This is a genomic window from Blastomonas ursincola, assembly GCF_013607875.1.
GTDB classification, from domain to species: domain Bacteria; phylum Pseudomonadota; class Alphaproteobacteria; order Sphingomonadales; family Sphingomonadaceae; genus Blastomonas; species Blastomonas ursincola.
On sequence record NZ_VDES01000002.1, the window covers coordinates 1,085,643 to 1,112,602 of the forward strand.

Here is a 26,960-nt window from a genome sequence, read left to right on the forward strand (position 1 = left end):
CTTATCGTCAAAACCAGAAACGAATGCCTAGGACGAAGTTGGTGACGCTGGGGTCTTCTCCAGCGGCGCGCGCGAAATCGGCGCTGCGCCCGGTCTTCCAGACCTGCTCGACACCGACATAAGGCGCGATCTCGCGGATGATCTCGTAGCGCAGGCGGACACCAAGCTCGAAACTGTCGATGCCTGCGCCGATCCCGAGCTCGGGAACGTCCTGCGCCGCAAGGTTGAGCTCAGCGCGCGGCTGGATGAGTATGCTCTGCGCGATGCGCTGGTCGAGCTCGGCCTCGACCCGCGCGGTCAGGTCGCCCCGGTGCGACAGGAACAGCGCGGTATCGAGCTCGAACATATAGGGCGCGAGTCCCTGGATGCCGACGACCGCATAGCTGGTATCGGGCCCGGCGAGATCCTGGCGGAACCCGGCCTGCAGATCGAAGAACGGCGCGATCGCGCGCGAATAGAGCGCCTGGAACTCGAGCTCCTCGATCGGTTCGCCGAAACTGCCTTCGCCCTCGCTCTTGAAAAAGAACTTGTCCGTGGTGTTGCCGTAAAAGCCCTGCAGGTCCCAGAGATAGCCATTGTCACCCTGGCGTGCCTGAAACTCGGCGCGGTCGGCCTGGAACCAGAACAGGGTGAAATCGCCATGGGTTTTCTGCAGGTCCTCACGCGAGGCACGCATCGCCTCGGCACCCCAGATGGCGTCTGCCGCGCGCGGCGCGCCGCTTCCGGCTTCGGGCGGGGGCGGGGTTTCCATGTCGGGGCCGGGTGAGGCAGCCGCAGGCTCCGGCGCGCCGTGGCCCATGGCAGAATGATCCATGGTGCTGTGGTCCACCGCCCGCTGATCCGACGCCCCGTGATCCATCTCACCATGGTCCATCGTGCCATGGTCCATGCCCTGATGCGGGTCGGCGGGCTCGGCTTTTTCCTGCGCTTGAGGATCCTGGTGACCGGCATGCGGGCCTGCAGCCTGATGGTCGCCATGCCCTTGATGCGGCTGCGCCAGCGCCGGGGTGGCGAGCGGGATCAGCGCAGCCGAGACAAGCAGCTCCAGCTTCATGCCGCGCGCTCCGGCCCGGCGACGGTCACGGTCTGCATCATCCCGCCATGCATGTGATAGAGCAGGTGGCAGTGAAACGCCCAGTCGCCCGGTTCGTTGGCGGTGAGGTCGAACTGCGCGCTCGCCCCCGGCTGCACGATCATCGTGTTCTTGCGCGGTTGCAGCGCCGCTGACTGGCCGTTGACCATCTCGAAGAAGAGCCCATGCAGATGGATGGGGTGCGCCATCATAGTGTTGTTGACCAGCTTCACCCGCACCCGCTCGTTCCAGGCAAAGCGGATCGGCACGTCGCTGACCGCTGAGTACATGCGCCCGTCGAACGACCACATATAGCGTTCCATGTTGCCGGTAAGGTGCAGTTCGAGCAGCCGGGTCGGCTCGCGCGCTTCGGGATTGGGTTCGGCCGCCGCGAGCATGCGATAGTTGAGCACGCGGTGCGGCACATCGCGCAGGCCAAGGCCCGGATCGCCCATCTTGTCGACCGGCGCCATCGAGACCATGTCGATGCCAGGGCCGACCTTGACGTCGGGCGGCAGCAGCGTGGTGTCGCGCATCTTCATGCCCTGCATGCTCATGCTGCCCGAGCCATGGTCCATCGAACCGTGATCCATGGAACCGTGATCCATTCCGTTGCCATGGTTCATGCCCATGTCGCCCATGGTCAGCAGCGGCGGATCGCGCAGTGCGGGCACCTCGGCACGCAGCCCCGGCGCGCTCGCTAGCGTCGCGAGCGCCATGCCCGACCGGTCCATCGATTCGGCCACGATGCTGTAGGCGGGGGCTGACCCTGGTTCGAGGATCACGTCATAGGTCTCGGCCGTGCCGATCTGCAGTTCGTCGACCTCGACCGGGCGGACGCGCTGGCCGTCGGTCGCGATCACGGTCATCGGCAGGCCGGGGATGCGGATGTTGAAGAAGGTCATCGCCGCGCCGTTGATGATGCGCAGGCGGATGCGTTCACCGGCCTTGAACAGATATTCCATGCCCTCTTTCGGGCCGCGCCCATTGGCGAGGAAGGTATAGGTCTTGCCGCCGATATCGGCGATGTCGGTGGGCATCATCCGCATCTGGGCCCACATCCGGCGCTCTTCGCCCGACATCGGATAATCGTCGGTCCATGTATTCTGTTGCCGGTTGAAAAAGCCCTCGCCGGTGCGCAGCCGCTTCATGATGAAATGCGGGTCGAGCGTCGTGAAATCGCTGACCAGCAGGATATAGTCGCGATCCACCGCGATCGTCTCGCCGCCCTTCGGCTCGATGATCATCGGCCCGTAATGGCCCGATTGTTCCTGCAGCCCCGAATGGCTGTGATACCAGTAGGTGCCCGACTGGCGCACGGGGAATTCGTAGGTGAAGGTCTCGCCCGGCCTGATCCCCGGAAAGCTGATGCCCGGCACGCCGTCATACTGGAACGGCACCAGCAGCCCATGCCAGTGCACCGAGCTGTCGACATCGAGCGTATTGGTGACATTGAGGCGAACAGTATCGCCTTCGGTCAGGCGGATCAGCGGTCCCGGCACGCTGCCGTTGACCGCGATACCCGGGCCGCGCCGCCCCTGGACGATGCGATGGCCGCTGCCGATCGAGAGATTGACCTCAGGCCCGCGCACCTCGTCGAAGCCGGCAGGAATGCGCGGGCCGCCGCGCCCGTGGCTTCCGCCGTGCATGCTGTGGCCCTGCGCCCAGGCGGGCATGGCGGCCAGGCCGAGGCCGCCGCCGATGCCGGTCAGGATGGATCGTCTGGAAAAATCTCTGCGCATGGTTCTTGCTTATCCTCTGCGGCGCACATACTATACCCCCCTATGGTATGCAACGCCATTTTGGAGGGACCAGCATGGCCAAGGACAGAACCGCAATCCTCAACCGCTTGAAACGCATCGAAGGTCAGGTGCGCGGCATCGCGCAGATGGTCGAGCAGGACCGGTATTGCATCGACATTCTCAACCAGATGCAGGCGGTGAAGGCGGCGCTCTCCAAGGCCGAGAGCGAGATCCTCAAGGATCACGCCGCGTGCTGCGTGTCGGAAGCGATCGCATCGGGAGATGCGGCCGAGCAGCGGATCAAGTTCAACGAGCTGATCGAGCTGTTCGAGAAGGTCAAGAAATGACCGCGCGCAAGACCGCCGTGCTCCATCGCATGGTGATGGATAAGCATGTCTGCCCCTATGGCCTCAAGAGCAAGTATCTGCTCGAGAGCCAGGGCTACGCGGTCGAGGATCACTGGCTGACGACGCGCGAGGAGACTGATGCGTTCAAGGTGAAGCATGGGGTCAAGACCACGCCGCAGACCTTTATCGACGGGTCAAGGATCGGCGGGAATGACGATCTGCGCCGATATTTCGGCAAGAAGGTGAAGGACGCGGATGCGGTTTCCTATGTGCCTGTGATCGCGCTGTTCGCGATCGCCGCGCTGATGGCGGGCGCGATCAGCTGGCTGACCATGGGCAGCTTGCTGTCGGTGATGACGATCGAGACGTTTATCGCGGTGGCAATGTGCCTGCTTGCGGTGCCCAAGCTGCAGGATGTCGATGCGTTCGCGACGATGTTCCTGGGCTATGACCTGCTGGCCCGGCGCTGGCTGCCTTATGCCTATATCTACCCGTTTGCCGAAGGGCTCGCCGGGGTGCTGATGCTCGCGCGGGCGCTCGACTGGGTGTCGATCCCGGTCGCGCTGTTCATCGGTTCGGTGGGCGCGGTGTCGGTCTTCTACGCAGTCTATGTGCAGAAGCGCGACATCAAGTGCGCCTGTGTCGGCGGCAGCTCGCGCGTGCCGCTGGGCTTCGTCTCGCTCACCGAGAACGTCATGATGGTCGCCATGGCGCTATGGATGGCCAGCGGCGCCGCCATGTGATCCGGCGTCAGGCCTCCGGCGCGTGGCCGCTGCTGACGGGGCGGTAGGCGCTGGCGATCCATTCGAGCCGGCAATTGGCGAGCGACTGCGACAGGTCCTCCGATTCCAGGATCTCGGCGATCGCGACCTGACGCTGCGCCAGCAGGTCGATGTCCTGCAGCAGCGTCAGGTTGCGGATAGCCGTCTCCTCGTCCTGGCAGAGCGACGAGCCGACCTGTTCGGTCAGATGCCCGGTAGAGCGCAGCAGATCGGCAATGACGCGCAGGGCCGTGCGGTCATGCAGCATTCTGCGTCGCCTCGTCGGGCGGGCACAGGCGTGCACCGAATTCCGCCGGGGGCACGAAGTTCATGATGCCCTTGGCGATGGCGGCGCCGATCATTTCGGGGATCAGCGCGGTGTCGGGCGACTGCAACAGGCAGGTGCCTTCCGCGGCACGCAGCGCGCCCATGCCCGCGGCGCCATCTTCGCCACCGCCCGAGAGCAGCAGGCCGACACCCTTGGCACCGACGGTCTTGGCGAGCGATGCCATCAGCAGGTCGGCTGACGGACGCGCACCGTTGACGGGATCGCGTTCGACCAGGCGGATGCGGCCATTGGGCCAGCTGTCGATCACCACATGATAGCGCGGATCGACCGCGACATGGATGATGCCCGGTTCGAGCAGTGCGCCGTCTTCGGCGATCTTGATCTGCGCGCGGCAATCCTTGTTGAGATTGGCCGTCAGCGAGGCCGAGAGCGCCTCGTCGATCGCCAGCGACACGATGGTCGGCGGGCAGTTGGTCGGCAGGCTGGTGACCGCAACGGTGGCCGGGTCGATCGAGCCCATTCCGCCCGCGATCGCGATGACCTGGCCGTTCCAGCGATAATTGAACGAGGCGCTGAGATCGACCGCGTCCTTGGCCTTGGCGCGCGCTTCCAGATTGGTGCGCGCGGCGGTCAGCACGGTCTTGCACAGCTTGCCCGAAATCTTGGCGAATTCTTCCGCCGTCGCCTTTTGCGGCTTGGGGAAGCAGTCGACCGCGCCCAGCTCGATCGCGCGCAGCGAGATGTCCGCGCCCTTCTGGGTCAGGGTGGAGAGCATCACCACCGGAATGGGGCGCTCGGCCATCAGTTCGGCGAGGAAGTCGATGCCGTTCATGCCGGGCATTTCGACGTCGAGCGTCAGCACGTTGGGGCGCAGTTCGGCGATCATCTCGCGCGCCTCGATGACGTCGCGGGCGGCGCCCAGCACCTCGATATTCTTGTCCTTTTCCAGCGCGCTGGTGAACAGCGCACGCATGGTGATGGAGTCATCGACGATCAGAACACGGGCGGCGGCAGTCATTGGTTTGACCCTTCAGTTACGGGAAATCAGGCTGCGATCAGGCAGCGTCGGCATATTCGATTTCATGGGTGAGGGCGACGAGGTCGAGCACCATCACCATGCGGTCGTCGAGCGAGGCAAGCCCTTCGAGGAAGGGCAGCACCGAATCGCCCGTGGTCGGCGGCGGCTGCAGCGCGCTCTGGTCGAAGGTCACGATATCGCGCACCGCATCGACGATCATGCCCTTGAGCTGCCCGTTGACCTCGGTGACGATGATGACGTGCCGCTCGCCGGGCTTGGACTTGTTCCAGCCCAGGCGCGCCGCCAGATCGATCACCGGCAGCACGATGCCGCGCAGGTTGACGACGCCGGCAACGTAATCGGGCACGCGCGGCAGGCGGGTGGTGGGCGACCAGGCGCGGATTTCGCGGATGCCCATGATGTCGATTCCGAAGGTCTGGCCTTCGACTTCAAACGTGATCAGCTGACGGTTCATTTCTCTTCCCCCAACAACAGGCTAGCAGGATCAGTGCGTGACGCGGCGGACGGCAGCCGCGAGCTTCACAGCGTCGAACGGCTTCACGATCCATCCCGTCGCACCGGCCCGGCGCGCCTGTGCCTTCTTTTCCTCGGACGCCTCGGTCGTCAGCACCAGGATCGGGCGATTCTCGTGAATCGCGCCCTTGCGCAGGTGCTCGATCAGGCCGAAGCCGTCCATGCGTGGCATGTTGATGTCTGTAATAACGACATCGCACTCGTTCTCCTTAAGCCAATCGAGCGCGGAAACGCCGTCATCGGCCTGGTCGACATGGAATCCCTCCGCCGTCAGCGCATGCTTGAGCAGCGCGCGCATGCTGGGACTGTCGTCCACCGTCAGAATGCGGGTCTTTTCTTGAGCACAGGTCATCTTCGGGGTCCTTCTCTCAGAACAGCTCAATATCGCCGTGATCTTCACGAGGCTTGGGTGTGGGCAGGTCTTTCGGAGCCTGCGAGTTGTCGACGATGCGGCAACGCGCCTGGCCATGATAGGGGCGGAAATCGACGCGGCGGGCGGACGGGCCGCCGACCGACTGGCTGACCAACGGAATCCCCTCCGCCTTGAGGAACGAGGTCGCGAATTCGGCATTGGCCGTGCCGATCCAGCTCATGCCGCTGGACATGTTGGCGCCACCATAGAGATGCGCGCGCAGCATGCGGCGGTCCGCGCCATAAGCCAGCATCTCGTTGATCAGCACTTCCATCAGGTACACGCCATAATGTTCGTCCAGCCCGGAATCGTTGCTCGGGCTGGCGAGCAGGAAATGGTTCATGCCGCCGATATTGTTCGAGGCGTCATACAGGCAGCAGGCGATGCAACTGCCCAGCACGGTGGTCAGCTCGAGCCTGGGATCGCCGCTCACCCGCGCCTGGCCCTGCATGACCATCAGGCGCACCCGCTTGTGCTTGGAAAAGTCGATGGTTTCCATCAGCATAGCGCGACCCCTCCGAAGGCGACCTGCGCGATGCGATGGATCGGCGCGACCACACTGGCGGCGCCCAGCGCGATCGCCGCGCCTGGCATGCCGAACACGACCGAGGTCGCCTCGTCCTGCGCAATGGTCATTGCGCCGCTTTCGGCCATGGCGAGCAGCCCGTGCGCGCCGTCATTGCCCATGCCGGTGAGCTGGATGCCGATGGCGTCGGCGCCCAGATTTTCCGCGACCGAATGGAACAGCACATCGACGCTGGGGCGATGGCCGCTGACCTTCGGGCCGGGCCGCGCGCGGACATACATGCCCGAATTGCTGCTGCCGCGCACTTCCAGATGCCGTTCGGTGCCGGGCGCGATATAGACATGGCCTGCACGCACCGGCAGGTCGGGCTCGGCGATCATCACCTTGGGCGCGCAGACCGAATCGAGACGGCGCGCGACGGCTTCGGCAAAGGCGCCGTTGATATGCTGCACCACCATGGTGGGCGGGCAATCGGCGGGGAACTGGCTCAGCAGCACGTGCAGCGCTTCCACACCGCCGGTCGATGCGCCGATCGCGATCAGCCGGGTCTGCGCCGATCCCAGCGTCTGGCGCGGGGCCGGGGCAGGGCGGGCACGGTCATGCGCCTGCACCTTGGCCTGGGCAGCGTTGCGGATCATCTCGGCAAGGCGACCCTGATCGGACACGAGGATATTGCCGGCAGCGCCGCTGGGCTTGGCATAGCATTCGACCGCGCCGATCTCGAGCGCGCGCACCGTCATCGCCGAGCCGCTTTCCGCCAGGCCCGACACGATCACGACCGGCGTCGGGCGCAGCGTCATCAGCTTTTCGAGGAATTCCAGGCCGCTCATTCCCGGCATCTCGATGTCGAGCGTGACGACATCCGGGTTGAGCGCTTTGATCATGCTGCGCGCCTCGCGCGCATCGACCGCCGTGCCCACGACCTGGATGTCCGCGGCCGGGCGCAAAGCCTCGACCAGCAGCGCACGCATGGTGGGAGAATCATCGACGATCAGGACACGAATGCTCATGCGCCCTCCTTAAGGTAAATAGTCTTACCGATTTGCGTAAGACGGGCAGCGGCAGGGCCAATAACGCGTTCGCTATGCCCGATGTACAGATGCCCGCCGGGCAGCAGCTGATCTGCAAACCGGGCCACCAGCCGTTCCTTGGTCGGCTGGTCGAAATAGATCATGACGTTGCGGCAGAAGATCACGTCGAACTGACGCTTCATCGGCCAGTCATGCAACAGGTTGAGCCGGTTGAAGCTCACCAGGTTGCGCACCTGGGGGTTGATCGTGGTGGTGGCGCCGCTCGACTGGGTCCACAACCGGCGCAGTTCGGCGGGCATCGCGGAGATATTCTCGGTCGAATAGCTCGCTGCACGCGCGGTATTGAGCACATTGTCGTCCAGATCGGTCGCCAGGATGCGCAGATCGGTGCCCGCCAGCGTCGCCGCCATGCGCGGGTCCTCGCCCAGGATCGTGGTGACGATCGACCAGGTTTCCTCGCCGCTCGAGCAGCCCGCCGACCAGATGCGCACCGGCTGGCCCTTGCGCGCCTTGGCGATCAGCACCGGGGCCACTTCCTCGCCCAGATGCTCGAAATGATGGTCTTCGCGGAAGAAATAGGTGTGGTTGGTGGTCAGCGCGCAGATCACCCGACGCAGCTCTTCCTCATTGCCCTTCAGCGAGGCGAGATAATCGGAAAAGGTGGTGAAGCGCGATTCGCGCACCAGCGGGGCCAGGCGCGAATAGACCAGCATCGACTTGGCCGGGACCAGCACGATACCCGCAGTTTCATGCGCCAGCCGCTGAACGGTGGCGAAATCCTCCGGCGAGTAGACCGCCCGGCTGATCCCCGGCAGCGTCTCGAAAGAGAGGGCCTGCGCGTTCACGCAACCTCCCGATAGCTCTGCGTGCCTGCTTCGGCAGCGACCAGGCCATCGACATCGACGATCAGCGCCACGCGGCCGTCACCCAGAATGGTCGCGCCGGCGACGCATTCGACCGAGCGATAGTTTGCGTTGAGGCTCTTGATGACGATCTGGCGCTGGTCGACGATCGAATCCACGAGGAGCGCGGCCTGGCCTGCCAGCTCGGTATCGACGATGATCAGCACGGCCTCGGTCGGATCGTTGATCTCGCCATCGAGGTCGAGTGCACGCGCGATATTGACCACCGGGATGAACCGGTCGCGCGCCTTGAGCATCAGGCGGCCGTTGCCAAGGCGGTGGATCTCGCCTTCGCCCGGACGCAGGTTTTCGACGATGTGCGACAGCGGCAGCACCAGCGTCTGCGAACCCACCGTGACGGTCATGCCGTCGGCGATGGCGAGCGTCAGCGGCAGCGTCAGGATGAAGCTGGTGCCCGCGCCGGGCTCGGTTTTCACCGTGATGCGACCGCCCAGATCCTTCACGTTCTGACGGACAACGTCCATGCCGACGCCGCGTCCCGAGATGCTCGAGACCGTTTCGGCGGTCGAGAAGCCGGGTGCGAAGATCAGGTTGTTGATCTCGTCTGCCGACAGGTTGGCGTCGGGCGCGACAAGGCCCTTTTCGACGGCCTTCTTGAGCACCTTGGCCTGATCGATCCCGCGACCGTCATCCTCGATGCGGATGAGGATGCGGCCCGAACGCTGCTCGGCCGAGAGCTTGAGCGTGCCATCGGGGCTCTTGCCGTTCGCGGTGCGCGTGGCCGCGTCCTCGATGCCATGGTCGGCGGCATTGCGGATGAGATGGGTCAGCGGATCGCCAAGGCGCTCGATGATCGTCTTGTCAATTTCGGTCGTCTCGCCCGAGACTTCCAGGTTGATGTTCTTGCCGGTGCTCGCCTGCAGGTCGCGCAGCAGACGCGGAACGCGGCTGAACACGGTGCTGATCGGCTGGGCGCGGATCGCCATTGCGCGTTCCTGCACGTCGCGGGTCAGCGATTCGAGCATGGCGAGTTCGCTGCTGTTGCGCATGCCATAGGTCGACATCTGCTGGCCCAGCATCGCCTGCGCGATCATCATCTCGCCGACGGTGTCGATCAGCTGATCGAGCTTGCGCAGATCGATGCGCACCGATTGCGAAACCGGCGCGGCAGGCGCCGCCGGAGCGGGCTGCGACGAAACGAGCGCGGGCTTGGGCGTCTCGGTCTTTTCGGCGGGAGCGGCAGCGGCTTCCACGGGGGCAGCGGCAGGCGCAGTCGGAGCCGCGGCAACGGGCGCTGCTGCCGGTGTGAGGGCGGGTGTAACAGCGACGGGCTCGGGTGCGGCGACCGGGGGCGGGGGCGCAGCGGCCGGCGCGGGTTCTGCCACCGGCTCGGCGACAGGTGCCGCTGCGGCGGGCGCGGGGGTGGGGGCCTGTGCGGCTTCGACCGCCGGGGCAGGAGCCGAAGGCGCAGCTTCGGGGGTCACACCGCCCGAATCGATCGCGACGTCCAGGTCGTCGCCCGAAAAGCCGAACACGTCCTCGATCGCATCGCGCTCGACATCGCCGGGCAGCGTCACGTCCCAGGCCAGATAGGCACCGGCGGGATCGAAGCTGTCGAGATCGGGCAGCGCGCTGGTGTCGAGCCGCACCGTGCCTTCGCCCAGCGAGCGCAGTTCGCGTAGCAGTAGCAGCGGTTCGCCGCCGTTCAGCATGGCGCTGGCCTGCGGCTTCATGGTGACGCGCCAGGCGGGCTTGGAGGGTGCGACTTCGGTGGCGATGTCGTTGAGCATCGCATCGAGATCGAACGAGAGCAGATCGTCGACGTCGGAAGACGATCCGGTGGCGGTGGGCGCTTCGGGCGCCGCTTCGACAACCGGTTCGGGCGCCGCTTCTGCCGGAGCGGGAGCAGCAGCAGCTTCGGCGGGAGCGGCAGCCGCAGCGCCGCCACCCTGCTGCGCCGCTGCCAGCTGGGCGATCATCGCACTGTCATCGGGCGCTTCGCTGCCCTCGAGCGCCCGTGCGACATGGTCGCCAAGCAGGTCGAGCGCGCGAAGCAGCAGCGACAGCAGATCCTCGGTCATCGGCAGGATGCCGTCGCGCACATCCGAAAGCAGCGTTTCGAACCCGTGGGTATAGACCTGCAGCGCGGTATAGCCGAACGCGCCCGCACCACCCTTGATCGAGTGGACCGAGCGGAACACGTCGTTGACCGCGTCCATGTTGTCGGGCTGGCTCTTGCAGATGGTCAGCGCCCGTTCGGCGGAGGCCAGAGCTTCCTCGCACTCGGCGAAGAAGATGGTACGGATTTCCTCGTTGGTCATGACGGCATTCCATTTCCGCACAGCATGTCCGGATCGGCTCCGGCATTGGTCAGTGTCGCGCGCATTTTTTCAGAAGGAGTGATGGTCAGCGCCTGCCCGGTGCGGTTGGCGGTCTGGCGCGCGCTCAGCAGCAGCTGCAGCATGGCCTGGCCCAGCGCAGTGACATCCGACCCGTCGATCGCCACCGGTCCTGCCTTCAGCTTGTCGCGCAATTCGGCATGCAGCGAGATCGCGCTCGCGCGATCGCACCGGCTGGGCAGAGTCAGTTGATGCATCACTCTGTTCTCCTGTTCCTCAGAATTCCGACCAGTCTTCTTCGGAAATGGTTAATGCTAGGTTTCCTGAAACCATCGGCGTGCGTGCGGCAGGGGCACGGCGGGGTGCCTTCGCGGCCGCAGGCTGCTTGATCGGCGCGATGTTTCCTGTCTGGAAGCGCTGGACAACCTGAGCCAAATCAGTGGCTTCCTCTGCAAGGCTGCGGGCAGCGGCGTTCGATTCCTCGACCATCGCAGCATTTTGCTGGGTCATCTTGTCCATCTCGTTCACCGCGAGATTCACCTGCTGCAGACGCAGCGCCTGCGCCTGGGCGGACGGCGAGATTTCGGAGATTCGCGTGTTGATCGCGGCGACGCGGTCGCTGATCTGCAAGAGAACGGTGCCGGTCTCATCGACCAGCGCCACGCCGTCGGACACACCTGCGGTCGAAGCGGTGATCAGTTCCTTGATGTCCTTGGCGGCATCGGCGGAACGCTGTGCGAGCGCGCGCACCTCGTTGGCGACCACCGCAAAGCCCTTGCCCGCATCGCCAGCGCGTGCGGCCTCGACCCCGGCATTCAATGCCAGCAGGTTGGTCTGGAACGCGATACCGTCGATGACATCGATGATGTTGGTGATCTCGCTCGAGGATTTCTGGATCGCGTCCATCGCGGTAACGGCGCGGCGCACGACGGCCCCGCCATCGGTTGCGGCGTGATGCGCCTCGCTGACCTGCTTGCCGACCTCAGAGGCGTTCTGCGCGGTCTGCTGCACCATGCCGGTCACTTCGCGCATCGCTGCGGCGCTTTCCTCCAGGCTGGCGGCCTGCTGTTCGGTGCGGCTGGCCAGATCGTCCGAGGCCGAGCGGATTTCCGAGGCGCCGTTGAGCACGTTCGACGCGGCGCTCGATGTCTGGGTCAGCAGCTGACAAAGCTGGCCCATGGTATCGTTGAAATCCCGGCGCAGGCTGTCGAATTCAGGGTCAAAGGCCGAGTCGATCGAATAGCTGAGATTGCCGTTCTTCATGTGATGCAGGCCCGACGTTATCTCGGACACGACCACACGCAGAGCCGCATCCGCGCGGACGCGTTCGGCAGCATTGTCCTTGAACACCAGCATCGCCTTGTTCATCCGGCCGACGCAGTCGCGGTGATCGGTAAAGGCGATGGCACTGTTCAGATCGCCAGCCGCAAGCCCCTCCATACGGACGACCGTACTCACATAGGGGTCACAGACCGCCTTTTTTGCATATAGCACGAACGCCCCCACCGCCATCAGCACCGCCAGCTCGCCGATCATTTCCCACAGGACGTCGCCGTTGCCGCCGACGAGCTCGACAGCGCTGTGCGCGGCGGGAATAATCGCAATGGCCAGCAGCACGCCGAGGATTATGTCGAATTTCTTGCGAATTGGATAATGGGCGTAAAAGTCTTTAAGCATTTCGGTCTCCTCTGGCGTCCCGCTGTCCAGCCTGGATGACACCGCTTAATCCGGCACTGCATAAGCAATGGTTAATGGAAATTTCCCATAGAATTACCGAGATTTTCTACCTTGAAGCGCGATCTGATCGATAATCAGACCCGTTCAACTTCGATGAGCTATCGATCGATTGGTTAATGCCGGCAGGAGGATTGGCCATGTCCGCGCGTGCATTAACCGGGTAAAACCGTTTGAAATCAAAATGAAGTCATTTCGACGATGCCCCTGTCCAGCCAGTCTGACAGAGTGCATCGATGGATCGGTCAAAAGTCCGTCCGACAGGCTGGCGAGCCGTCGGGTCGCGCAGTGCGGCAGCTTGTTTCGGGATGTAAAATTTCTGTTCCAATCTGGTGGTACGTGCTGACCCGCAAATGGCATGCGAGTCGCCGTGCGCCGGGCAGACGGTAACGACCGGTCGAGCCTTGGCGCATGCCTTGTGAAATCGACTTGTAACTTGCCATTGGCTAGGCATAACTTTGACAGCCCTCCGATAGGCAGCGGAGCCTCACCCCAGACAAGGGCTTGATGATGGCAGGGATGTTTCATTCTCGGCGCGGCCTCGTTACCGGCGGCCTGACTGTTGTCGGCAAGCTGGCTGCTGCTGGGCTCGTCATGAGCGCATCGCCCGTCCTTGCTGCCAGTCCGGCGCAACTGTGCCAATCGTTCGACCGGGGCCGTGCGGCCGCACCGATCGATGGCGCGGCCTTGCGCAGATCGACCGAGATGATCGAACAGCGGCTGGCGCGCCGCAGCGGATCGAACGAAAGCGCCGACGGCGCAATGGAACTGCTCAACCTAGAGGACGCAGCATCGGGTGCCGCAGAATTGCGCGAGCTTGCGGCCTATTGCGCCGCAGCGGGCGAACTGATGCGCACCGGCAGTGGCGGGACCCAGTCTGCGGCGCAATCCTTTCTGCTGACCGCGTTCCGGATGGCGGAGGCCGCCGGAGAACAGCAGGTCGCGTCGCGCGCGGCCTACAGACTTGGCCTGGTGTCGCTCAATGCAGCAACCATACCGGCGACCCGCGGGGCGAGACGTTCGCGATCGGGGACGCGCGGCGCGGTGCAGACCGTGGCGCAGGCCGATGCGATCAGCGATGGCGTCTGCGGCGCCCTGTCCGCGGTCCAGCTGGGCACGACGCCGCCGCAATATGTCGCGTCCGTTGCCTTGCGCTGTGCATCGGTGCGCAGCCTGACCACACAGGATTACCAGACAGCAGCGCTGGCGCAGCTGCGCCTTGCAAGAATTGCCCTCGGCCTGCTGGCCAAATCCGACGACCGTCAGGACTATCTCAGATCGACCATCGCGAGCGCTCTGGAGCAGGGCTTTGCCGCCGCCGCATCCATTCCGGGCGCGGCCATGCGCAGCGAGATCACCGGGCGGCTCGCCGAAGTGGCGCTCGAAAGCGGTGCGGTCGACGCGGCGACGCTCGGCACCCGGATCGCTGCCATGCGCTCTGCGGCAGGGAACGACGTGGCCAGCGCGGCCTATGCGGCTGCGATGGAGGCGAGGCTGGCATTGGCGCAAGGAGATGCGGGCACCGCGCGCGAACGCATCAACCAGGCGATCTTTCTCGAGGCGCAGCGTCCCATACCCGTGCGGCTGCCCGAATGGTACGTGCTGCTGGCAGAGATCGACCCGGAGCGCCGCGCTGCCCATGCGCTTGCCGGCTACCGGGCGCTCGAGGCGATAAGGCCGCTCTTGCCCGCGGTCGATCCGCTGACCGAAGAATCCACCTTTGCCCTGCGGATGCACAAGGTCTTCGAAAAGGCGGTCGATGTGACGCTGTCGTCGATCCCGCCGGGCGACAGCCGCGAGGGTGAGGTGATCCTCGCCGCCCAGGCGATGATCGAGACCTTTCGCGAGGCGGAGATCCAGAGCCTGTTCGGCAGCGAATGCGTGCCGCCGCGCATTGCCTTCACGCCATCGGACCTCGCGGCGGGCGAGGTGCTGCTCTATCCGGTTCTGCTCGCGGACCGGCTCGAGATCATCCTGGCTGAGCGTCCGGCATCGGGCGGACCGGCCATCTACAGGCGGTTGCCGCCTAACCAGGCTGCCGATCGCCAGCGCGTCGCGGCGCTGGTCGAAAAGGTCAATCTGGGGCTGAGCGAAGGCTTTGACGATGCATGGCGTAAGCCCGCGCGCGAGCTTGATGCGCTGCTCATCGAGCCTGTGGCAGCCCTGCTCTCGCCCCAGACCACCCTGGTGATCATTCCCGATGGCCCGTTGCGCGCGCTGCCCTTTGCGGCGCTGCCCGATGCAGCAGGTCGTTTCCTCGTCGAGCGCACCCGGCTGGGCGGCAGCCCTGCGCTCGGCTATTCGCAGCCCGGTTCCGGCAGGCGCGATGACCAGCTTCGCGTCGTTGCGGCCTCGTTGCAGCAAAGCGTCGAGATTTTCGGCGGCACCTTTCCGGCGCTCGAAGGGACGACCGAGGAGGCGCGCATAGCCGCTGCCGTCGGCAAGCGCTCGGGTAGCCGGTTCATCGAGGATTTCCGCCGCGCCGATCTGGCCGAGGCGCTGCGGGGCGGTGCGATCGATGTCCTGCACCTGGCCACGCACGCCTCGTTCAACGGCGGCTCCAACCGCAGCTTCATCGTCGCCAATGGCGAAGCCATCCCGCTTTCAGAACTGCGCCGGATGATTGCCGGCAACTCGGCGCGTGGCGGAGCGCTCGACCTCATCGTGCTCAGCGCCTGCGAGACCGCCGTCGGAGACGACGAGGCCAATATGGGGCTGGCCGGCGCCGCGATCCAGGCCGGTGCTGCCAGCGCGATAGCCTCGCTCTGGCAGGTCAACGATGCAGGCACGGCAGAGCTGATGCGGCAGTTCTACGCGCGCTATGATGCGGGTCAGAGCAAGGCCGAGGCGTTGCGCCAGGCCCAGCTCGCTCTGCTTGCCGATGGTGCGTTTTCCGATCCCAATATATGGGCGGCATTCACGCTGCTGGGGGCCTGGCGATGACGCGGCGCCGCACCCTGCTGGGTACCGCGCTGATGGCGGCCCTGCCTGCATGGCTGCCGATCGCCGCCCAGGCGCAGACGGTCATTGTCGCCGATACGGCCCCCGACCGGAACCTGGGGACCATCGTCAACCGCGATGGCACCCGGACGACGATTGACGGCGGCAGGCTGGCGGGCAGAAACCTGTTCCACTCGCTTGCTACTTTCCGCTTGAATGCGGGCGATACCGCAGCCTGGACATTTTCTTTCGCGAATCCCGCCTTGATCCAGAACGTCATCACGCGGGTGACCGGAGGCGAGCTGTCGACAATCAATGGCACGATCGACAGCGCCGCGCTTCCCAATGCGGATTTCTGGTTCATCAACCCTGCTGGCATCGTGTTGGGCGAGAATGCGCAGCTCAATGTCGCTGCCGGCGCGCATTTTGCCGCCGCTTCACATCTCGATTTTTTCAGAGGTGGTCGCTTCTCGGCGGTCACACCCGGCGGATCGACATTCTCGATGACCGTCCCTGAGAGTTTCGGGTTTCAGGGAACCGAGGGCGCGCTGGCGGTTTTCGGCAGCCCGGCAAGTCGGCCGATCGCAGCGCCAGGGGCCATCACCCTGGCCGGGCGCGACCTTTCCATATCCGATCGTGCGCTGGTCGTCGGGGAGCGATTTTCGCGGGGATCCGGCTTCCGGCTCATCGCAGCGGGCAACAGTCCCGTCGTGCTGCCCATCAACCCCAACAGCACCGACCCGATGATCGCCACGGGCCGCCTAACTGTCAGCAATGCCACGATCACGTCCGCCCGCGAGGATGTGGAAATCGATGCCGGATCGATCGTGATGTCGCGAACGGCGATAAGCGTCGACGCACTGTTCGAGCCAACGCTGGTCATGTTCGCCACCGATTCGATCACGCTCACGGACAGCCTGATCAACACGAGCGCGTCTGGCGACAGGGGAGCAGGAGCGATCATCTTCACTGCGCGAAATGCCCTTATCCTGGACCGAACCACGCTGTTCAGCAACCAGAGCGGAACCGGGCTGCAGGGGTTCATCGCGATGGAAGGCAGCGATGTCAGGATCCGGGACTCGCGGATATCGGCGCTCTCCACAGGGCTAGGCGATGCCGGGAACATCTTCGTCGATGGCCGCACCATAGTCGTCGATGGCGCCAGCGTCATCGAGACCAACGGTCTTTCGCGTGGCGTCGCCGGGTTCGTGCAGTTCAGGGCGGCCGAATCGATCCGGCTCGCGGGCAATGCCGCCATCACGAGCAACAACAGCAGCGGCGGCCGAAGGGCGTTTGCCGGCTTGATCCGCTTCGAGGCTCCCGACATCCGGCTGAGTGGAAACGCCAGCATCACCGCCAATTCGCTGGGGTCGGGTAGCCCGGGAGACATCGGGATTGCCGCCAGAGATTTCCGCATGGATGGCGGTCGCATCGAGCTGACCGCAGCCGGCACCGGCGATGCCGGCACGCTTCAGATCACCGCCGATACCATCAGCCTGGCCAATGGTGCCTTGATCAGTTCGGATACCACCAGCCTGGGGCAGGCCGGGTCGATCACCATACGGGCAGCGCAAGGCCTTGCCATGGAGCGGGGCGTGACGGTCACCAGCAGCACGACGGGCGCGGGCAATGCCGGATCGATCTCGATTTCGGCGAGCGAACTCCGGCTCGACAATTCGGCGATTGCGACCGCAGTGGCACCGGCGGCCCGGGGCGGTGCCGGCAACATCACCATTACCACGTCCGGGGATATCGTACTGGCCAATGGCTCGCGGATTGCCTCGAGCAACGATGGGCTCGCGACCGACGCGGCGAGCGCGGGGACGATCACCGTGGGTGCGCGCAATCTCACGCTCGCCAATGGGGCGCAGATCACCACCAATTCGGCTTTCGGTCCCGCCGGGGCCATCCGCCTGGACCTTCCCTCGGGGGGCCTGTTGCGGCTCAGCGATGGGGCGTTCGGGCCCAGCATCGTGACGACGTCGTCGGGGCCAGGCACCGGCGGCGTCATCACCATCGGCAATCCGCTTGCCATCATCAGCCAGGGCGGCAACATATTCGCGCTGGGCGAGCAGGCGGGGGCGAATGTCGTGATTCGCTCGCAATTCTATATCGATGCCGCCGACCGGCTCGATCAGATCCGGGTCAACGGCAATTTCGTCTTCCAGGGCCAGCTCGATTATGTCGCCTCGGGTGAGGAGCCGAGGGATATCGACCTGCTCGATGCAAGTGCGGTGCTGGCAGGACGGTGCCGGGCGGCGCGTGCCAGCGGCGGGGCGAGCCAGTTGAGCATCGCCGCGATTGGACCCTATGGCCTAGCAGAGCCCGAGGCCGCACCCGGTGAACGTCCAGCCGGGCCTGTCGCGCTGCTGGACCGCGCCGCTCCGGATCGGCCGTGCGGCTGAGACCGGCTCTTGCGACCGCAGGCCTGATCGCGCTCATGTCGGGCCTTTGGGCACCGGCGGCGGCGCAGGTGGTGCCGGATGGAGCGCTGAGACCGGATGCGGGCGCATCACGGCTGCCGCCCCCCGTTTATGCCGATCCGGTGCCGCGCCCGGCACCCGGACGGTCCGAAACGCCGACGGCGCCATCGGTTCCGCGCGTGCCCGGCGATGTCCCCGGCGTCCCGGACCAGGGGGCGGTCACGCTGACCCAACTCATCGTCGAGGGTGACCGCGCCATGAAGCCGGTTGAGGCATGGGCACCGGCCCGCGATGCGGCAAGCGGGCTTGTCGTCTCACTGGAGCCGGACGAACTCATCGACCCCGCCTGGGTGCAGCGCCAGTTTGCCGCCAACGATCTGGTCGGCCCGCCTGTTCCCTACGCCCGGATCATCGCGCTGATCCAGCTGATCAATGCGCAGTTCGCCGTGAACGGCTATGTCAATTCGGGTCTGCTAGTCCCCAGCCAGCCGCCGATCCGCGAAAGCGGCCCCTTGCGGCTCAGGCTGGTGCTTGGCCGTGTGGCGGCCGATGGGTTGAACATAGCCGATCCCGGACGCGGGCTGGACCGCCGGTTCGTCCTCGACCGGCTGCCATCCGCCACGGCCTATCCGTTCAATGCCGCTGATTTCGAGCGCCAGTTCCGGCTGCTGGCAGAGGGTCCTGCGGTTACCACCGTCAATGCCGATCTGCGCCCCCATGGCCGACCAGGCGAAGCGGCGCTGGCGGTCACGGTCATGCCTGCAGAGCGGCTGGACGCGTATATCAGCCTTGCCAACAGCCGCACGCCGTCCATCGGCGCGCAGCGCACGGCGATCGGCGGCAGCATCAGAAATCTGCTGACACCCGGTGACCGGCTCGCCATCGAATTCGGGCGGACACGCGGGGTGATCGATGTGGCGGCAAGTTTCGAGGAACCCATTTTCTCGCCAAGTTGGCAGTTCTTCGTGGGATTGGGCTTCAACGATGCGGCGGTGGTCGATTCCATCCTCGCGCCGCTGGACATTCGCACGGAGGGCATCCAGCTCTACACCGGCCTGGCGCATCAACTGATCAAGACCCCGCTCATGCCCAAAGGCGACGGGACATTCGCGCCCTCGACCTCGCTGGTAGCGCGCGCGCAGTTCGATTTCCGTGACACGAAAACCTTCCTGCTGGGCGAGCGCTTCAGCTTCGCGCCCGGATCGGTCGATGGCGTGTCGCGCTATTACGCTGCGCGCCTGGCACTCGATTTCGTGTCGCGCTCGATCCGCCAGGTGCTGGCGCTCAGCGTCACCCTTTCGGTCGGCATCGATGGCACCCGAAGCGACATTGCCGGAGTTCCGGCTCCCGACCGCAATTTCATCGGCATGCTCGGCCAAGCAAATTACGCGCGCAGGCTCAATGGAGCGGGAACCGAATTGCGCGGTCGGTTGACGGCCCAGTATAGCAGCAGCGTGACTTGTGCCGGAGAGCGCTTACCGATCGGTGGCCTCAACTCGGTCCGTGGCTATCGCGAAACGCTCTATCTGGTCGACAATGCGGTGATCGGCTCGATCGAGCTATCGCAGCCCTTGAACCTTGGGGGTGGAGCAGACGTCACCGGGCCGGGCCAGTTCGTCATCGGCGCCTTTGTCGACGCAGCCTGGTTCAGGAACCGCGAGCCGCCCAATCCTCCGCGCGATTTCATCTCGGGGGCGGGCCTGTCGCTGGCCTGGACGCCGCATCCCGCCTTGAGCGCTCGCGTCACCTGGGCGCATGACTTCCAGAAGACGCGTGTAGCGGGCAATCGCAACCTGCAGGATGACGGGATCTATTTTTCGATCCTGTTCAACCCGTCACGGCTGCAGCGCTAGCGCCATGGGCGACGCCGGCCATGCGGTGTCCGGTATCTGTGGAGGCCCTCAATGCCCGCTGCCCTGGCTGCATGGCCTCTAGTCGAACCGCAGCCCGATGCGCCACAGCCTGCCGGGCGAGGGCAGGCCTGCCTGCGGGAAGATCTGCGCATCGGTCAGATTGTCGACGGCGAAGGTGAGCACGAGGTCGCGTGCGCCCATGCGCGCAATCGGGATGGCTGCGCGCAATGCGATTTCCGCAGCCGCGGGCAGTTCGACCCGCTGGCCTGCAGCATCGAGATCGATCGCCTTGCCGATCGCGCGCAGCTCGGCGCGCAGATCGAACCTGCCGGAAACGTTCCAGTCGAGCACCGCCAGCGCTTCGTACGAGGGCCGTTGCGGCAGCCGGCGGATGGGTGCGCTGCCCGCATCGGCGCGTGCGCTGAGCGCGGTGCCCGACAGCTCGAGCCGCAGCGTTTCGGTCAGGTCATGCGCCAGCCTGGCGTCGATGCCGAAGCTGGTCGCGCCGGAAAGGTTGAACCGCTGACGGCGACCATCGGCAACCACGCGCTGCGCCAGGGTGTTTTCCGATCGGATCAGGAACGGGTTGAGCGTCAGCGCAAAGCCGGTGCGCGTCAGCCGCAGTTCGACATCGGCGAGCCAGGCCTGTTCGGGCCGCAGATCGGGATTGATCGCAAAGCGGCCGAGCGCTTCGCCGAACAGCTCGCGCGCGGTCGGAAAGCGCGTCCGCCTGCCGCCGCTGAAGGTCAGCGCCGCGCCGCTGCCCAGATCGAACTGCAGCGCCGAGGAAAAGGCGCCGGCGCCGAGCGAGGGCTGGCGAGGCTTGTCGCCGGTCAGCGGATTGTCGACCGCATCATAGGCTGCGCCCAGCGTCGCGCGGATGCCCTGGGCGAGCTGCGCGTCCGCCTCCACGCCTGCGCTGTAGAGATTCTGCCGATATCTGAGCCGGGGGCCTGCGATGCCCGAGGGGAAATCGGTCTCGACCTGCCGGTGCGTGCTCGACTGCGCCGATGCCGCCCAGCGAAGGTCGAGCGGCCCCAGCCGGTGCGCCAGCCTTATCCGCCCGCCGGTGGTGCTGTCGTCATCGTCCTGCGTGCGGCGCAGCGCGGCATAGCTGACGCTGCGATATTGTGCGATGCGCTGGCTGAAATCCTGATGCCAGGCCGTCGCCCTGAATTCGGCATGGTCGGCGAGCGTCAGGCCGAGGTTCAGCGTGGCCTGGGTCAGCGCGATATCGGGATAGCGCCAGAAGCGCGTTCCCGCCTCGGCCGGTCGGTCGGATTCGGGCGCGATGCCGCGTTCTGCCGCAAGGTGCAGCACCGATGCACGCAGGCGAAGATCGCCCTGTTCGGTTCCAAGCGCCGCGAAGAAGCTGGCGGCGTCGAGATCGCTGTTGGTACGCCGGCTGCGCGAGGCCTGGCTGAAGGGCAGGGGCCCGGCGAGCGGTTCGGCATCGCGGGTGATCCCGCCCGCCGCCAGCGTCGCCTCGACCGCACCAATCCGTTCGGCCAGCACCACCGATGCGCTGCCCGATCCCAGGCTGCCCGCTTCGGCATGCGCGAAGCTGCCCTGCGCGCTCTGCCGAGTCTGGAAATCAACCACGCCCGCGACGGTATTGGTGCCATATTCGATCGGCGCGGCGCCCTTGGTAATGCGGACATCGCCGATCAGCCCGGCGGGCAGCAGCCCCAGATCAACCCGCCCATCCCACGGCACGGCAAGCGGTGCGCCGTCGAGAAACACCTGCGTCTGGCGTTCTTCCGCGCCGCGAATGCGCGCCACCGTCTCGCCGCGCGAATTGGCGCGTACGGTCACCCCTGCGACGCCGCGCAGCACATCGGCAAGGCTGCGCGGCTGGCGATCGACCAGCTCGTCCTGCGTGACCACGGTCTGCGGCGGCAGCACCCGCCCGGCCTGGGCAGGCGCAGTGACGATGATCGGTGGCAGCCTGGTTTCGGCTGCCGCCGTTCCGCTCGTCAGTGCGGCGGGGAAGCCAAGAGCAGCCGCCAGGTAGCGTTTGTTCATTCGGCTGCCGGATCGGCCGCCGGCACGGCCAGCGGCCTGCGCACGATCTCCGCGATGCCCGCCGCGCTCAATTGGGCGTTGAGCTTCGGCATATCGCTGCCGATCGCCGCTTCGAGTGCCGCCAGCTGCCGGTCGAGCTCGGCCGAAAGCGTCGCGAACACCGCTTCGCTCTGATCGGTCGGGCGCGCCTCGGCGCTCTCCGCAACGCCGATCAGCCCGGCGAGCTTGTCGTTGAGCTTGATCGGATAGTTGAGCGGGTCCTGACGCGAACGGTTGCGCACCTGATAGAGCTCACCCTCGATCGCGCTGAGTTTCGCATCAAACGCGCCTAGGGATGTGCGTAGCGCGGCATTGGCCGAGGCATTGCCCGCCGCTGCTGCGGTCTGCTCCTTGATGCCGCGGATCAGCAGCACCGCCTCGTTCGCCTGGCTGACGCGGCTGCTGACGCGGTTGGCGAAATCGAACCGCGCGACCAGGTCCGCCTGGGTGACATTGGTCAGGCGCGGGTCGGTGCGGATCTCGAACGGCTGGGTGAAGCTCTTGCCGTCGACGGTCAGGCGCGCCTGATAGCGGCCCGGTGCCGCCGTGATGCCGCCGTTGCGACTGGTCCACAGGATCATGCCGGGGAAATCGGTAAAGCCCGGGTAGCGCATCTTCCACACGAACCGGTTGAGGCCGGGCTTCATCGTCGTGGTCGGCTTGGGCTTGGGCTTGAACGGATCGTTGTCCTCGTCGTCCTTCTTTTCGTCCTTCTTGGGCTCGACCGGATTGCCGGCAAAGCTCTGGATCAGCGCGCCATCGGGGCCGAGAATGTCGAGCGCCAGCGTCTTGGGGCGGGTGGGCAGGAAATAATCGATCGCCACGCCTTCATCGACCTCGCGCACCGCAGCGGCGGGGGCGAACAGCCGCTCGGTACGCGGCGCGCCGCTTTCGAGCTGGCGCAGCACGCCGATATTGTCGAGCACCCAGAACGATCGGCCATGCGTCGCGATCACCAGATCGTTGGCGGTGACGGCGAGGTCCGAGACCTGAACCGCCGGCAGGTTGCGCTGTAGCTTGCGCCAGTCCTTGCCGCCGTTGAACGATACCCAGACGCCGCGTTCGGTGCCGAGATAGAGCAGGCCGGGGCGAACGATGTCCTCGCGGATGCTGCGCGCCATCTCGTCGGCAGGCAGGCCCCCAGCGATCGAGGTCCAGGTCCGGCCATAGTCGGTGGTCTTCAGCACATAGGGCTTGAAGTCGTTCAGCAGGAAGCGATGGCCGGTCATATAGGCGGTGCCGTCGGAATGTGGCGAATCCTCGACCGTCGTGATCTTCACATAGCGCGGCAGCGTCTTGGGCGTGACGTTGGACCATTTGCCGCCGCCATCGCGCGTCACATGCACCAGGCCATCGTCCGACCCAGCCCAGATCAGCCCGCGCTCGCGCCGCGACGGGGCGAGCGCAAATACGGTGGCATAGGTCTCGACGCCGGTCTGGTCGCGCGTGATCGGTCCGCCCGAGGGGCCGAGCGTCTTGGGATCGGCCAGCGTCAGGTCGGGGCTGATCTTCTCCCAGCTCTGCCCCTCGTTGCGGCTGCGCCAGACATGCTGCGAGGTGACATAGAGGCTCTTGGGATCGTGCGGATCGAACACGATCGGGAAGGTCCACTGGAACCGCTCGGCAATCTCGCCCGCTGAATAGCCCATCGGATTGTCGGGCAGCACGTTGATCGCGCGCGCCTGGCCGGTGGCGCGGTCATAGCGGTCGAGCGTGCCGCCATAGCTGCCCGCGTAGAAAATCTCCGGATTGAGCGGATCGTTGGTGACATAGCCGCTCTCGCCGCCGCCTGCGGCAAAGCCGTACTGGCCGCCGCCGAGCACGTTGACATGCTTCCAGTCGCGCGAGGGGACGCAGATGGTCGAATTGTCCTGCTGGCCGCCGCAGACGAAATAGGGGAAATGGCTGCTCACCGAGACGCGGTACATCTGCGCGGTCGGGTAGTTCTGCCGCGTCCAGCTTTCGCCGCCATTGACGCTGACATTCGCGCCGCCGTCATTGGCCTGGATCATCCGCTGGTTGTTTGCGGGATCGATCCAAAGATCGTGGTTGTCGCCATGCGGCACCTTGATCTTCTTGAGCGTCGCGCCCGCGTCGTCCGAGCGGAAGAAGTCGACGTTGAGGATGTAGACCCGGTCCTTCTCGACCGGATCGGCGAGCAAGCGCGAATAATAGAAGGCGCGCTGGCGCAGGTCGCGGCTGTCGTTGCTGCGCCGCCAGCTCGCCCCGGCATCGTCGGAGACGAACAGGCCGCCTTCCTCGGCATGCTCGACAATGGCGTAGACGCGATTTGCATCGACCGGCGAGACGCTGACCCCGATCTTCCCGATCAGCCCCGTTTGCGGCAGCCCCGGCGCGCGGGTCAGTTCCTTCCACGTCTCGCCGCCATCGGTGCTGTGGAACAGCCCGCTGCCGGGACCGCCCGAGCTCATGCCCCAGGGCTTGCGCCACGCCTCCCAGAGCGCAGCATAGATGTTGCGCGGGTTCTTCGGATCGATCGAGATGTCGACCGCGCCGGTCTTGGCGTCGCGGAACAGCACCTTGCGCCAGCTCTTGCCGCCGTCGGTGGTCTTGAACACGCCGCGCTCGGCATTGGCCTCGCCATAATGGCCGAAGCCCGCGACGAACGCGGTGTCGCAATTGGCCGGATCGATCCGCACCCGCGCGAAATTCTGGACATCGGCAAGCCCGGTCTTCGCCCAGGTCTTGCCCGCGTCGACCGATTTCCACACGCCATTGCCGGGCAGGATGTTGCCGCGCAGCTGCGTCTCGCCGGTGGTCAGGTACAGGATATCGGGATTGGCCTCGCACACCGCGACCCCGCCGACTGCGGCGGTATCGAGCTGGCCGTCGGTGACCGGCTTCCAGCTCTGGCCGCTATCCGTCGTCTTCCACAGGCCGCCGCCCACGGCGGTGAAATAATATTCATGCGGGCGCGCCGCGCTGCCGGTGGCGGAGATCGAGCGGCCGCCGCGATCGGGGCCGATATTGCGCCAGGTCAGCGAGGTGAAATAGGCCTGCTCGTCCTCGGGCAACGGCGCATCGGCGGCCTCCTTGGCCTTGTCGAGCTCGTTCGCGTCCTGCGCCAGCACGGCGCTGGCGGGCAGCCAGCACATCGCCAGCCCGATCCATTTGTGTCTGAGCTTCATCTACGCCCCCTCTTCCTGTCTGATAGGATCCGCGACCCGGCGGCAGCCGATTCCAGATTGTTTCCGTTGGAACCACCATCGGTTGGCGCACGGGGAAAATCAAGCAAACTCACAGGCTTGAGGCGACCGATCACACAGGGCAGGCGAACGCTGGTCGAGCGGCTTTTCGCAGCGATCGCGCCGGCATTTCCGGGGGAGGGGCGATTGCAGCGAATCCAGGCAGGAATGATTGGGCAGCAAGCATCGCCGAGCGCGAACACGATCGGACTATTGCGAATACAACGGCTTGCGGTCAGCCCAGTGTGGAGTCAATATATCGGGAAAACCTGAGCGATCCATCATCGCTGGCACCGTCCGGTATGCTATCACAAAGCATCCGTGGTGACCCCTACGGGAATCGAACCCGTGTTTCAGCCGTGAAAGGGCGTAAACAAGCCGATTTCCGGGATTTCCAGAACCTTTCTGAAACGCCGGAAAACGTTAGATATTCGTGGGTTTTGGCGCTATGAAGTGCCTAGTTGCTCCAGCATGATCCCCAATGGATATTAGGGAAGCGTTGGGGAAGTCTGGGAAAGGGCACAACATGGCGCGCGTGGTGCAGGATGCGAAGCTGGCTAAGCGGGAACAGCGGTTGCGGCTGGCGATCAGCAAGAAACCGCATTGGATGACCCTGAATGAGGGCGAGCACCTAGGCTATTATCGCGGGGCGCGGGTCAGCAAATGGGTGGCACGATATCGGCGCGCGGGCACCACTGAAAATTATCAGGAAAGGACCCTGGCGCAGGCCGATGACGTGGCAGATGCCAATGGCGAGACAATCCTGGATTTCAAGCAGGCGCAAGCTGCCGCCAGGGCGTGGTTTGCCAGCCTAGAGCGCAGCGGTGGGCGCAGGTCCGGGCCATATACCGTAAGTGATGCCCTCGACGACTACATGGCCGGGTTCACTGGCAAGGACTCTGCAAACACCCGTCGCCGGATCGAAGCGATTGTCCGCCCGCAAATGGGGCACCACGTTATCGCCAAGCTGACAAAAGACATTATTGCCGACTGGCACCGCGCCTTGGCTGATGCACCTGCTAGGTTGCGCACGGCCAAAGGCGCGGATCAGAATTATCGCCAGACGCCAGACACCGAGGAAGCGCGCCGCCGCCGCCGTTCGAGTGCAAACCGCATCCTGACTATTCTGAAGGCCGCGCTGAACGTTGCCTATGGAAACAGCAAAGTGGGCAGCGATGATGCTTGGCGGCGCGTCAAACCATTTCCCAAGGCGGAAACGCCCCGGTTGCGCTATCTGAGCGATGATGAAGCGCGCCGCCTGGTCAATGCCTGCGATCCCGCGTTCCGTTCGATGGTGAAGGCAGCGCTGCTGACGGGGGCACGGTATTCCGAACTGACGGGGCTGGAGGTCCGGGATTTTGACCGACAAGCCCAAACGGTTTGGTTGCGCGAAACCAAGTCGGGAACTGCAAGGGCCGTCTATCTGGAGGATGAAGGCTTTGCCTTGTTCGAGAGCGCGGCCATCGGCAAGAAGACTGGCGACCTGATTTTCCCGCGCCCGGATGGTAAGCGATGGGGGGCGTCGCAGCAGGCGCGCCCGCTGGCTGCGGCCTGCAAGAAGGCGCGGATTGATCCCGCCGGGTTTCACGATCTGCGCCGAACCTATGGCGCGCGGCTGGCATTGCGGGGCGTGCCCATGGCCGTGATTGCAGAGGCTCTTGGGCACAGCGACGAACGCATCACTCGGCGGCACTACGCCCATTTGTCAAAATCCTATGTTGCCGATACCGTGCGGCAGGCTGTCGCTGGGCTTGGCATTGTGCAAGCCGAAAACAGCAAAGTGGTGAGAATTGCTGAATAGGGGAA

20 protein-coding genes are annotated in these 26,960 nt (G+C 65.2%); 6 read left to right on the forward strand and 14 right to left on the reverse strand.

Translation table 11 applies throughout. The features are described from left to right. Window positions 1–7: 7 nt before the first annotated feature. Both FG486_RS11365 and FG486_RS11370 read right to left on the reverse strand, forming a co-directional pair. Complete coding sequence (locus FG486_RS11365) at window positions 8–1,054, reverse strand: copper resistance protein B (RefSeq protein WP_181267562.1); 1,047 nt, start codon at window positions 1,052–1,054, stop codon at window positions 8–10. Continuing rightward, the gene (locus FG486_RS11370) at window positions 1,051–2,814 is read right to left on the reverse strand and encodes a copper resistance system multicopper oxidase (protein ID WP_181267563.1); all 1,764 of its coding nucleotides are present in this window, start codon (window positions 2,812–2,814) and stop codon (window positions 1,051–1,053) included. Before FG486_RS11370 ends, FG486_RS11365 begins: the two co-directional genes overlap by 4 nt. A gap of 74 nt (window positions 2,815–2,888) precedes the next feature. Here FG486_RS11370 and FG486_RS11375 point away from each other — a divergent pair, with 74 nt between their 5' ends. Next, window positions 2,889–3,161, forward strand: coding sequence for a metal-sensitive transcriptional regulator (locus tag FG486_RS11375; RefSeq protein ID WP_066276652.1), 273 nt, complete (start codon window positions 2,889–2,891; stop codon window positions 3,159–3,161). After that, window positions 3,158–3,904 (forward strand): MauE/DoxX family redox-associated membrane protein, encoded by a 747-nt coding sequence (locus FG486_RS11380; RefSeq protein ID WP_241695699.1) that lies wholly within the window; start codon window positions 3,158–3,160, stop codon window positions 3,902–3,904. Before FG486_RS11375 ends, FG486_RS11380 begins: the two co-directional genes overlap by 4 nt. Window positions 3,905–3,911: 7 nt before the next feature. Here the strand turns inward: FG486_RS11380 and FG486_RS11385 are convergent, their stop codons facing one another. From FG486_RS11385 to FG486_RS11430, 10 genes are read right to left on the reverse strand one after another with little or no spacing between them, the layout of a single operon-like run. Next, the gene (locus FG486_RS11385; RefSeq protein WP_066276659.1) at window positions 3,912–4,190 is read right to left on the reverse strand and encodes a hypothetical protein; all 279 of its coding nucleotides are present in this window, start codon (window positions 4,188–4,190) and stop codon (window positions 3,912–3,914) included. Continuing rightward, window positions 4,180–5,229, reverse strand: coding sequence for a chemotaxis protein CheB (locus tag FG486_RS11390; protein WP_060980192.1), 1,050 nt, complete (start codon window positions 5,227–5,229; stop codon window positions 4,180–4,182). Before FG486_RS11390 ends, FG486_RS11385 begins: the two co-directional genes overlap by 11 nt. Before the next feature lie 37 nt (window positions 5,230–5,266). Then, window positions 5,267–5,704, reverse strand: a complete 438-nt coding sequence (locus FG486_RS11395) for a chemotaxis protein CheW (protein ID WP_023836565.1) — start codon at window positions 5,702–5,704, stop codon at window positions 5,267–5,269. A 30-nt stretch (window positions 5,705–5,734) separates the two neighbouring features. Then, complete coding sequence (locus FG486_RS11400) at window positions 5,735–6,115, reverse strand: response regulator (protein WP_081096883.1); 381 nt, start codon at window positions 6,113–6,115, stop codon at window positions 5,735–5,737. A 16-nt stretch (window positions 6,116–6,131) separates the two neighbouring features. Next, window positions 6,132–6,674: a chemotaxis protein CheD gene (locus FG486_RS11405; RefSeq protein WP_066276674.1), complete on the reverse strand. Its 543-nt coding sequence runs from the start codon at window positions 6,672–6,674 to the stop codon at window positions 6,132–6,134. Beyond that, window positions 6,674–7,711, reverse strand: coding sequence for a protein-glutamate methylesterase/protein-glutamine glutaminase (locus FG486_RS11410; protein WP_066276669.1), 1,038 nt, complete (start codon window positions 7,709–7,711; stop codon window positions 6,674–6,676). Before FG486_RS11410 ends, FG486_RS11405 begins: the two co-directional genes overlap by 1 nt. Continuing rightward, window positions 7,708–8,577: a CheR family methyltransferase gene (locus FG486_RS11415; protein ID WP_181267564.1), complete on the reverse strand. Its 870-nt coding sequence runs from the start codon at window positions 8,575–8,577 to the stop codon at window positions 7,708–7,710. Before FG486_RS11415 ends, FG486_RS11410 begins: the two co-directional genes overlap by 4 nt. Further along, window positions 8,574–10,916, reverse strand: a complete 2,343-nt coding sequence (locus FG486_RS11420) for a chemotaxis protein CheA (protein WP_181267565.1) — start codon at window positions 10,914–10,916, stop codon at window positions 8,574–8,576. Before FG486_RS11420 ends, FG486_RS11415 begins: the two co-directional genes overlap by 4 nt. Further along, window positions 10,913–11,191: an STAS domain-containing protein gene (locus tag FG486_RS11425; protein ID WP_060977763.1), complete on the reverse strand. Its 279-nt coding sequence runs from the start codon at window positions 11,189–11,191 to the stop codon at window positions 10,913–10,915. Before FG486_RS11425 ends, FG486_RS11420 begins: the two co-directional genes overlap by 4 nt. A gap of 19 nt (window positions 11,192–11,210) precedes the next feature. Then, window positions 11,211–12,611, reverse strand: a complete 1,401-nt coding sequence (locus tag FG486_RS11430) for a methyl-accepting chemotaxis protein (protein ID WP_181267566.1) — start codon at window positions 12,609–12,611, stop codon at window positions 11,211–11,213. 576 nt (window positions 12,612–13,187) lie between these two features. Here FG486_RS11430 and FG486_RS11435 point away from each other — a divergent pair. The 3 genes from FG486_RS11435 to FG486_RS11445 are packed head-to-tail and all read left to right on the forward strand — an operon-like array spanning window position 13,188 to window position 19,884. Continuing rightward, window positions 13,188–15,611: a CHAT domain-containing protein gene (locus tag FG486_RS11435; protein WP_181267567.1), complete on the forward strand. Its 2,424-nt coding sequence runs from the start codon at window positions 13,188–13,190 to the stop codon at window positions 15,609–15,611. Then, entirely contained in the window at window positions 15,608–18,013 is a 2,406-nt protein-coding gene (locus FG486_RS11440; RefSeq protein WP_181267568.1) for a two-partner secretion domain-containing protein, read from the forward strand. Before FG486_RS11435 ends, FG486_RS11440 begins: the two co-directional genes overlap by 4 nt. Then, window positions 18,004–19,884, forward strand: coding sequence for a ShlB/FhaC/HecB family hemolysin secretion/activation protein (locus FG486_RS11445; protein ID WP_181267569.1), 1,881 nt, complete (start codon window positions 18,004–18,006; stop codon window positions 19,882–19,884). The genes FG486_RS11440 and FG486_RS11445 overlap by 10 nt, the downstream gene beginning before the upstream one ends. 78 nt (window positions 19,885–19,962) lie before the next feature. Here FG486_RS11445 and FG486_RS11450 read toward each other — a convergent pair whose 3' ends face one another. Together FG486_RS11450 and FG486_RS11455 are read right to left on the reverse strand one after the other, a co-directional pair. Further along, window positions 19,963–21,909, reverse strand: coding sequence for a TonB-dependent receptor plug domain-containing protein (locus tag FG486_RS11450; protein WP_181267570.1), 1,947 nt, complete (start codon window positions 21,907–21,909; stop codon window positions 19,963–19,965). After that, entirely contained in the window at window positions 21,906–25,097 is a 3,192-nt protein-coding gene (locus FG486_RS11455; RefSeq protein ID WP_241695700.1) for a WD40/YVTN/BNR-like repeat-containing protein, read from the reverse strand. Before FG486_RS11455 ends, FG486_RS11450 begins: the two co-directional genes overlap by 4 nt. Window positions 25,098–25,680: 583 nt before the next feature. On the opposite strand from FG486_RS11455, the gene FG486_RS11460 reads away from it, so the two are divergent. Continuing rightward, on the forward strand, window positions 25,681–26,955 hold the full coding sequence (locus tag FG486_RS11460) for a tyrosine-type recombinase/integrase (RefSeq protein WP_181267571.1): 1,275 nt from the start codon (window positions 25,681–25,683) through the stop codon (window positions 26,953–26,955). Window positions 26,956–26,960 lie beyond the last annotated feature (5 nt).